This window comes from Parvibaculum sp. (assembly GCF_045863935.1).
In the GTDB taxonomy this organism is placed as follows: domain Bacteria; phylum Pseudomonadota; class Alphaproteobacteria; order Parvibaculales; family Parvibaculaceae; genus Parvibaculum.
Genome location: NZ_BTVP01000016.1, coordinates 71530 through 80271, shown reverse-complemented (window position 1 = coordinate 80271; position 8742 = coordinate 71530). Strand labels below are relative to the sequence as shown.

Annotated in this window: 10 protein-coding genes; 4 read left to right on the top strand and 6 right to left on the bottom strand. The window is 62.6% G+C overall.

All coding sequences use genetic code 11. The annotated features are described in order from the left end of the window. Positions 1-148: 148 nt before the first annotated feature. A complete protein-coding gene (locus ACKUUH_RS08880; protein ID WP_407949533.1) occupies positions 149-673 on the top strand; it encodes a DUF4823 domain-containing protein in 525 nt (174 codons plus the stop codon). A 234-nt stretch (positions 674-907) separates the two neighbouring features. Here the strand turns inward: ACKUUH_RS08880 and mtnA are convergent, their stop codons facing one another. The 6 genes from mtnA to petA all read right to left on the bottom strand — a co-directional run bounded on the left by mtnA (position 908) and on the right by petA (position 6350). Beyond that, positions 908-2005 (bottom strand): S-methyl-5-thioribose-1-phosphate isomerase, encoded by a 1098-nt coding sequence (gene mtnA, locus ACKUUH_RS08875; RefSeq protein WP_407949532.1) that lies wholly within the window; start codon positions 2003-2005, stop codon positions 908-910. A gap of 25 nt (positions 2006-2030) precedes the next feature. Continuing rightward, positions 2031-2558, bottom strand: a complete 528-nt coding sequence (locus tag ACKUUH_RS08870; protein ID WP_407949531.1) for an adenine phosphoribosyltransferase — start codon at positions 2556-2558, stop codon at positions 2031-2033. A gap of 14 nt (positions 2559-2572) precedes the next feature. Further along, positions 2573-3466, bottom strand: coding sequence for an S-methyl-5'-thioadenosine phosphorylase (locus ACKUUH_RS08865; RefSeq protein ID WP_407949530.1), 894 nt, complete (start codon positions 3464-3466; stop codon positions 2573-2575). Between the two features lie 243 nt (positions 3467-3709). Continuing rightward, on the bottom strand, positions 3710-4489 hold the full coding sequence (locus ACKUUH_RS08860) for a cytochrome c1 (RefSeq protein WP_407949529.1): 780 nt from the start codon (positions 4487-4489) through the stop codon (positions 3710-3712). Positions 4490-4515: 26 nt separating this feature from the next. Beyond that, positions 4516-5793 carry a cytochrome bc complex cytochrome b subunit gene (locus ACKUUH_RS08855; protein WP_407949528.1) on the bottom strand — a complete coding sequence of 426 codons (1278 nt, stop codon included), beginning with the start codon at positions 5791-5793 and terminating at the stop codon, positions 4516-4518. Positions 5794-5807: 14 nt separating this feature from the next. Next, complete coding sequence (petA, locus tag ACKUUH_RS08850; protein ID WP_407949538.1) at positions 5808-6350, bottom strand: ubiquinol-cytochrome c reductase iron-sulfur subunit; 543 nt, start codon at positions 6348-6350, stop codon at positions 5808-5810. Positions 6351-6618: 268 nt separating this feature from the next. Here petA and ACKUUH_RS08845 point away from each other — a divergent pair, with 268 nt between their 5' ends. The 3 genes from ACKUUH_RS08845 to ACKUUH_RS08835 form a co-directional block, all read left to right on the top strand. Continuing rightward, positions 6619-7080, top strand: a complete 462-nt coding sequence (locus ACKUUH_RS08845; RefSeq protein ID WP_407949527.1) for a tRNA (cytidine(34)-2'-O)-methyltransferase — start codon at positions 6619-6621, stop codon at positions 7078-7080. Positions 7081-7112: 32 nt separating this feature from the next. After that, complete coding sequence (hemF, locus tag ACKUUH_RS08840) at positions 7113-7997, top strand: oxygen-dependent coproporphyrinogen oxidase (RefSeq protein ID WP_407949526.1); 885 nt, start codon at positions 7113-7115, stop codon at positions 7995-7997. A gap of 18 nt (positions 7998-8015) precedes the next feature. Continuing rightward, on the top strand, positions 8016-8742 hold a 727-nt coding region (locus tag ACKUUH_RS08835; RefSeq protein ID WP_407949525.1), incomplete at its 3' end, for a DUF2971 domain-containing protein.

Below are 8742 nucleotides of genomic sequence, written 5' to 3'. Positions count from 1 at the left end.
CGGCAAACCCGAACGCGATGGGTTTCGCAGAGGAATCCTCAAGGGGAGGGTGGGAAGGAAAGTCACACTGAAGAAGGCGTTGCTCCGAGCTGTTTGCGCTTACCCACCCATGACCTACACTCCTCTACTCATTTCAGGGGGTAGAGAGATGCAGAAACTTGTCCTTGTGCTCGCGGTAGCCATCGGCTTGGCGGGTTGCGTCAGCAAATACAAGCCCATAGCGACGGACACTCCCGCGTCCATGTTGTCATCCGACGCGAGCTTCTACGTGATGCAGCCGGAAGACGGGAAATACGGCAACAAGCCCTATCCTGGGTCCGGCGAGCAGACGGCAATCGCATTGCAGTCAGCATTGATTCCGCGAGCAGGGCGGGTCGTCAAGGCATCGAACCCCGAAGAGCTCGATGCTGCTCTTTCCACCGCCCGAGAGAAGAACCTCGATTACGTCCTTCAGACAAGAATTCTGAACTGGGAGGACCGCGCCACCGAGTGGTCGGGCATTCCCGACAAGATTTCTCTGAACTTTGAAATCTACGACGCCGCTACCGCAGAGAAAGTCGCGTCGCAAACGTCGAAGGCGAGCAGCAAATGGGCGACGTTCGGTGGCGATCACCCGCAGGATCTGTTGCCTCTGCCGATTGGCGAATTCATGAAGGCCGTCTTCGGCAGCTGAGCCGGCGAAGGTGGAGCGGGCGCTGAAGAAGGCGTTGGGGGAGTAGCGCTTCCCGGCTTCCTTCCACCCTCCCCTCTTCACGTCACCCCCGGGCTTGACCCGGGGGTCCACGACGAGGAACGGAGCGCCTTTTCCAGGCACTGCCGACGCCGAAGAGTCCTTGCGAAGATAGACGCCGCTTCGCGGCTTCTGGATTGCCGGGTCAAGCCCGGCAATGACGGCTTTGGGTGGGCGTTATCCGTCTTTCCGCTCCGGATAAAGCGAGAGGAGGCCCTCGCGGCTTGCCGGGCAGATGCCCCGCTCCGTGATGAGGCCGGTGACGAGCCTTGCGGGCGTGACATCGAAGCCGTAGTTCGCGGCGGCGCTGCCGGGCGCGGAAATCTCGACAGTGACGATCTCGCCCTGCTCCGTGCGACCCGTCATATGCGTGACCTCGCGCGCCGAACGCTCCTCGATCTCGATGTCGCGCACGCCGTCGATCAGCGTCCAGTCGATGGTCGTGTGCGGAAGCGCGACATAGAAGGGGACGTCGTTCGCCTCCGCCGCGAGCGCCTTGAGGTATGTGCCGATCTTGTTCGCGACGTCGCCTGTGGACGTCGTGCGGTCGGTGCCGACGATGCACATGTCGACGCGCCCATGCTGCATCAGATGGCCGCCCGCATTGTCCGGCACGATGGTGTGCGGCACGCCGTGACGGCCGAGTTCGAAGGCGGTGAGCGAGGCGCCCTGGTTGCGCGGCCGCGTTTCGTCCACCCAGACGTGAACGGGCAGCCCCGCATCATGCGCCATGTAGATGGGCGCGAGCGCCGTTCCCCAATCGACGCAGGCGAGCCAGCCCGCATTGCAATGGGTGAGGATGTTGACGGTCTGGCCGGGCTTTGCCTCGGCCAGCCCCCGAACGATGCGCAGCCCGTTCTCACCGATGCGGCGGCAGGTTTCGACATCTTCGTCGCAGAGTCGCGCAGCTTCCCGGTAGGCCGCCTCGACGCGCGCATTGTGCCCGACCTTGCGGACCGCCTCGCGCATCGCATCGAGCGAGTATTTGAGATTGACCGCCGTCGGCCGCGTGGCGAGCAGCATGTCGCAGGTGCGGTCGAGATTTTCGTCGGAAGTATCCTCGCGAAGCGCCATCGAGAGACCGTAGGCGGCGGTGGCGCCGATCAGCGGCGCGCCGCGCACCTGCATCTCCTTGATCGCGCGCGCCGCATCCGCCGCGCTCCGCAACGAGGCGGTGACGAATTCATGCGGCAGGCGCGTCTGGTCGATGATTTCGACCGACCAGCCGTCATCGGCGACCCAGATCGTGCGGTAATGCGTGCCGTCGATTTTCATGGCCCCACCTTTGCGGTGTTTGAGGTCAGTGGCCTTCGAAGGAACAGAGCGAAAGCACTTCGATGTCGAGCGCCTCGAGGCGCTGGCGGCCGCCGAGTTCCGGCAATTCGATGACGAAGCTCGACGCCGTGACGTTGCCGCCCGCGCGCGCGATGAGCTTCACGGCCGCTTCCGCCGTGCCGCCCGTGGCGATGAGATCGTCGATCAGGAGCACATTCTCGCCTTCCTTCACGGCGTCGATATGGATTTCGACCGTGTCGGTGCCGTATTCAAGGTCGTATTCCTGACCGATCACGGCGGAAGGCAGCTTGCCCTTCTTGCGCACGGGAATGAAGCCGAGGCCGAGCTGATGCGCGATCGCGCCGCCGAGAATGAAGCCACGCGCCTCGATGCCCGCCACCGCGTCGAACTTCGCGCCCGCATGCAGCTTCACCATCGCATCGACCGCGCCGCGAAACCCCTCCGCATCGGCGAGCAGCGTGGTGATGTCGCGGAACTGGATGCCGCTTTTCGGATAGTCCGGGATGGTGCGGATATATTCCTTGATGTCCATTTTGTTCCTCGGGATCAGGAAGCGTGAAGCACGCGGCCGGCGACGGCATCGAGCTTTCGCACGAGTTCCGGCGCACGCTTTGCCGGCGCGGTGATGAGCGCGGTGTCGAGCACGCGGTCGAGCCCTTGCGGGGACGGCTCGCGCTCCGGCCCGAAGCTTTCCGCGACGGCGCGGATCATGGCGCGGGCATGGCCTGCGTTTTCTTCGAGCACGCGCACGACATCGGCGACCTCGACATGGGCATGCTCCGGATGCCAGCAGTCGTAATCGGTGACCATGGCGACGGTCGCGTAGCAGATCTCCGCCTCGCGGGCGAGCTTCGCCTCCGGCATGTTGGTCATGCCGATGACCGAGCAGCCCCAGGAGCGGTAGAGATTGCTCTCGGCGAGCGTCGAGAATTGCGGGCCTTCCATGACGAGATAGGTGCCGCCGCGCGTATAGGCGATTTCGTTCGCCTTGCAGGCCGCTTCGAGATGGTCGCCGAGGCGCGGGCAAACGGGATGCGCCATCGAGACATGGGCGACGAAGCCTTCGCCGAAGAAGCTTTTTTCGCGCGCAATGGTGCGGTCGATGAACTGGTCGACGATGACGAAGGAGCCGGGCGGCAGCTCTTCCTTCAGCGAGCCGACGGCGGACACCGAGATGATATCGGTGACGCCCACGCGCTTCATCGCGTCGATATTGGCGCGGTAGTTGATGGAGGTGGGCGAATGCGGATGGCCGCGGCCATGGCGCGGCAGGAAGACCATCTCGACCGACTTGCCGCCGCCGATGGGCAGTTCGCCGAAATGAAGCTCGTCGGAGGGCTCGCCCCACGGGCTCGCCACGCGCTCCCAGCGCTCGTTCTTCAGGCCGGGAAACTCGTAGACGCCGCTCCCCCCGATGACGCCAAGAACCGTTTTCGCCACTGGTCTCTCCTGCCGTTCTTCGCCACCGGCTTCCCGCCTCCCGATCGCGTCATTGCGAGGAGGCGCAGCCGACGAAGTAATCCAGTCTTTTCCCCGCCGCCCTGGATTGCTTCGCTGCGCTCGCAATGACGCAGGAAGGAAAGGCCGCAGGGAATTCGCGCCTTCGGTATAACAAACCACGGCGGCGGCGCCATGAAAAAGGGCTCCCGAAGGAGCCCTTTCATTGTCACATTTCCGCGTCAATCAGTGTGCGGCGGCCCAGACCTTGCGCATCGCGAAATAGAGGATGCCGGTCAGCAGCACGAGATAGATGAGCACCTGGAAACCCATGCGGTGACGCTGCTCGAGCTTCGGCTCGGCCGCCCACATCAGGAAGTGGGTGACGTCCTTCGCCATCTGGTCGACGGTGTTGGGCGTGCCATCCTCGTAATCCACCTGGCCGTCGGAGAGCGGCGCCGGCATGGCGATCATGTGGCCGGGGAAGTAGAGGTTGTAGGAACCGGTCGTGACCTCGAAGTCTTCCGGCGCGTCCACATAACCCTTCAGCAGCGAGTAGATGTAGTCCGGTCCGCCGGCACGCGCCTTGGCGATCAGCGACAGATCGGGCGCGGCGGCACCGAGCGCGGCGGCGGAAGCCTCCGGGTTCGGATAGGGCGACGGGAAGGCATCCTTCGGCTCGCCCGGACGCTCATACATCTCGCCATCGGCGTTGGGGCCGTCCTCGACGGTGATCTCGGCGGCAAGCGCCTTCACCTGACCCTCTTCGAATTCCGGGCCGCCCGGCTCGCCGAGGTTGCGGAATTTCACGTACTGCATCGAATGGCAGACCGAGCAGACTTCCTTGTAGACCTTGTAGCCGCGGCGCAGCGCGTCGCGGTCATAGGTGCCGAAGACGCCCTGGAAGGACCATTCGGCATGCTGGAGGGCGACCTCGCCCTCCGCGGCGCGCGCGGGCGACGCCGCGGCAAGGGCGAGCCCCGCCGCAACGGCGCAAAGGGAAACGGCGCGAGAGATGCTTTTCATTGCTGTTTTCACTTGTCCGTTCCCCCTCAGCTCGTTGCCTTGTCCTGCCGCGTACCGGGCAGCACCGACTCCGCAATGCTCGCGGGCAGCGGTTTCGTTTTCTCGATCAGCCCCAGCACGGGGAAGAGAACGAGGAAGTGCAGGAAGTAGTAGGCGGTCAGGATGCGCGACAGGTCGGTGATGTCGAAGCCGCCCTCGCCCACATGGATCAGTATCTTGTCCGGCGTCTGGCCGCCGCAATAGCCAAGACCGAGGCAGACCGCGACGAAGATCCAGAAGAACTGCTTGTAGAGCGGGCGGAACCGCGCCGAGCGAACCTTGGACGTATCGAGCCAGGGCAGCACGAAGAGGATCGCGATGGCGCCGAACATGAGCACCACGCCGCCGAGCTTGTCGGGCACCGCGCGCAGGATCGCGTAGAAGGGCAGCAGATACCATTCCGGCACGATGTGAGCGGGTGTCGAAAGCGGATTGGCGACGATGTAGTTGTCCGGTTCGCCGAGCCCGTTCGGATTGTAGAAGACAAAATAGGCGAAGAGGATCAGGAACAGCGCCATGCCGAACCCGTCCTTGATCGTCGCATAGGGCGTGAAGGGAACCGTGTCCTTCTTCGGGTCCTTGACTTCGATGCCCGCCGGATTGCCCTGCCCCGTCACATGCAGCGCCCAGACGTGAAGGATCACGACGCCGGCGATGAGGAACGGGAAGAGGTAGTGCAGCGAGAAGAAGCGATTGAGCGTCGGATCGCCGACGGAGAAGCCGCCCCAGAGCCAAGTGCGGAGCGATTCGCCGACCAGCGGGATCGCGCCGAAGAGGTTGGTGATGACGGTGGCGCCCCAGAAGCTCATCTGGCCCCAGGGAAGCACATAACCGAAGAAGGCGGTCGCCATCATCAGGAGATAGATGAGCACGCCGAGGATCCACAGCACTTCGCGCGGCGCCTTGTAGGAGCCGTAATAAAGACCGCGGAACATGTGGATATAGACGGCGATGAAGAACATCGACGCGCCGTTCGCATGAACGTAGCGGATGAGCCAGCCGTAATTCACGTCGCGCATGATGTGCTCGACGCTCGCGAAGGCGAGTTCGGTGGTCGGCACATAATGCATGGCGAGCACGATGCCGGTCACGATCTGCACCGCGAGGCAGAGCGACAGGATGGCGCCGAAGGTCCACCAGTAGTTCAGGTTCCTCGGCGTCGGATAATCGACGAAGCTGTCATTGACGAGCCGCAGGACCGGCAGGCGGGCATCAAGCCAGCGCGAGAATCCGTTGGCGGGTGTGTAGGTGCTTTCACCGCTCATTTTCTGGCGCCCCCTCAGCCGATCTTGATCTTGGTGTCGGAAACGAATTCGTAGGGCGGCAGCTCGAGATTGAGCGGCGCCGGGCCTTTACGAATGCGGCCCGAAGTGTCGTAGACCGAGCCGTGGCAGGGGCAGAAGTAGCCGTCATACTCGCCCTTGTAGGATAGCGGCACGCAACCGAGATGGGTGCAGATGCCGATGACGACGAGCCACTGACGCTCGAGCTCGCCGCTCGGCCCCGCGATGACGCGCTGGTCGTCTGTCTCCGGATCCTTCAGCGTCGAAACATCGACGGCCTCGGCTTCCGCGATTTCCTTTTCCGTGCGGTGACGCACGAAAACCGGCTTGCCGCGCCACTTGAAGGTGGTTTCCTGGCCGACCGGAATGTTGGAAATATCGACTTCGATGGAGGCGAGCGCCAGGACGGAAGCGTCCGGGTTCATCTGGTCGATCAGCGGCCAGATGGCGGCTGCAGCGCCGACCGCGGCGAGCGACCCCGTTGCCACATAAAGGAAATCGCGCCGTGTCGGCTCGCCCGCGTGGATGTCTGCCACGATTCAGGTCTCCTCGTTGAATAGCTCGAACGCCACGTGCCGCTCGGGAAGCGGCTCCCTGAAGAAGGGTCTCCCCCATTGCGGAAGAGCACGGCGCAGCGTCGTACACACCCGTTGCACGGTTGGAAAGCCCGACGAATCCCCTGCTTTCGCCCCATGCGTTGCGTGGTTTTGTGGCATCCAATCCGCGCATTGTCCAGCCCCGCCGCCCCTGTGGCAGGATGACGCATCGCCGCACCTCGCTGCCAAGGTATTCAGGTGGAACAAACCCATGCGCCTCGCCCTTTATGAACCCGACATTCCACCCAATGTGGGCACGCTGATCCGGCTCGGCGCCTGCCTCGGGGTGGCGCTCGACATCATCGAGCCTTGCGGCTTCCCCTGGGACGACCGCGACCTGAAGCGCGCGGCCATGGATTACGGCGCGCTGGGCGAGGTCGAGCGGCATTCCAGTTGGGAATCGTTCGCAACTAGACGCCCTGAAGGCGCGCGCATCGTCCTTCTCACCACCAAGGCGGAGCTTCCCTTCACCGGCTTCCGCTTCCGCCCTTCCGACATTCTCCTGCTCGGCCGGGAAAGCGCGGGCGTGCCTGCCCATGTGCACGAGGCGGCGGACGCGCGGGTGACGATCCCCATGCGGCCCCCTGCCCGCTCACTCAACATCGCGCTCGCCGCCGCCATGGTGCTGAGCGAAGCGCTCCGGCAGACAAACGGCTTTCCGGCGGGTAAGTAGAGACGCAAGCCCAACGCAAGAATGAAGAGAAAATGACCGAGGACAAGACGACCGCCGAAAGGAAGGCCCGCGCCGAAGCCTGGTTCCGCGAATTGCGCGACCTGATCTGCGCCTCTTTCGAGAAACTGGAAGACGAGCTGACCGGCACCTTGGCGGACCGCCCGGCCGGCCGTTTCGAGCGGACGCCCTGGAAGCGCGGCGATGGCTCCAAGGATGAGGGCGGCGGCGAAATGTCGGTCATGCACGGCCGCGTCTTCGAGAAGGTCGGCGTTCACATCTCGACCGTGCATGGCGAATTCTCTGAGGATTTCAGGAAACAGATGCAGGGCGCGGAGGAAGACCCGCGCTTCTGGGCGTCGGGCATTTCTCTCATCGCGCATATGCAGAACCCGCGCGTGCCCGCCGTGCACATGAACACGCGGCATGTCTACACGACGAAGAGCTGGTTCGGCGGCGGCGGCGACCTGACGCCCGTGCTCGACGTGCAGCGCCGCGACGATCATCCCGATACGGTCGATTTCCACGCCGCCTACAAGGCCGCCTGCGACGCACATGACGCGGACTACTACCCGCGCTTCAAGAAGTGGTGCGACGAATATTTCTTCCTGCCCCACCGCAACGAACCGCGCGGCACGGGCGGCATCTTCTACGATCACCTGAACAGCGGCGACTGGGAAGAAGACTTCGCCTTCACGCAGGATGTGGGCCTTGCCTTTCTCGCGATCTACCCCGAACTCGTCCGCCGCCACATGAATGAGACATGGACGGACGACGAGCGCGAGGAGCAGCTCGTGCGGCGCGGCCGCTATGTCGAGTTCAACCTGCTCTACGACCGCGGCACGGTGTTCGGGTTGAAGACGGGTGGCAATGTGAACTCGATCCTGTCCTCCATGCCACCCACGGTGAAGTGGCCTTAGTTCAATTGGAAATTGTGTATGCCCAAAGCTAGCAAGCATAGAGACGAAGTTTTACCAGCAGAGCTTTATCATTACACCAACTGGTCCGGGCTTCGGGGAATCATCGAAACTCAATCTCTGTGGGCGACACGATACAACCACCTCAATGACGCAACTGAAGTAGAACATTTTCGAGATCTCATCACGGATGCTCTGGCGGACAAAATTAAGCCAATTTTGCGAGAAATTCGTGGAAGTAAGTTCCGCTCCCGTCGCGCGTTCGACAAAGCCGGTGGCCTCTTGGCAATCGCACGCAACAACGCCCAGGCTCTTGTAGATTCAATTTATCAAGCGTCGTTTACGGGTCGTCCTGGCGGCATGCCATTTGCCGTCCCCTACATCACCTCCTTCTGCAGTCACGCCAACGATCACGCCTACGAAAGGGCCAACGGCTTATTGAGTCAGTGGCGCGGGTATGGTTCCGAAAGCAACGGACGATACGCGATCGTCTTCGATAGGGGCCGATTGTTAAGCTTACTCAAACGAGAGAGCGATCATTTCGACTACCCTCATCTGCAAATGTGCAAGGTGGTCTACAACACTAATCCCTTGGCTGAAGACTTCTCTAGTATGTTCTCGAGTATCGTCGACACGCTAAGCGAGGTCCTTCGCAAGCACATTACAGAGGAAGATTCAGCCGTCGCCGCAATGGGCAACGTGCTAATGGATTTTCTTTCTGCAACAACTCGTTTCAAGCATCGCGGTT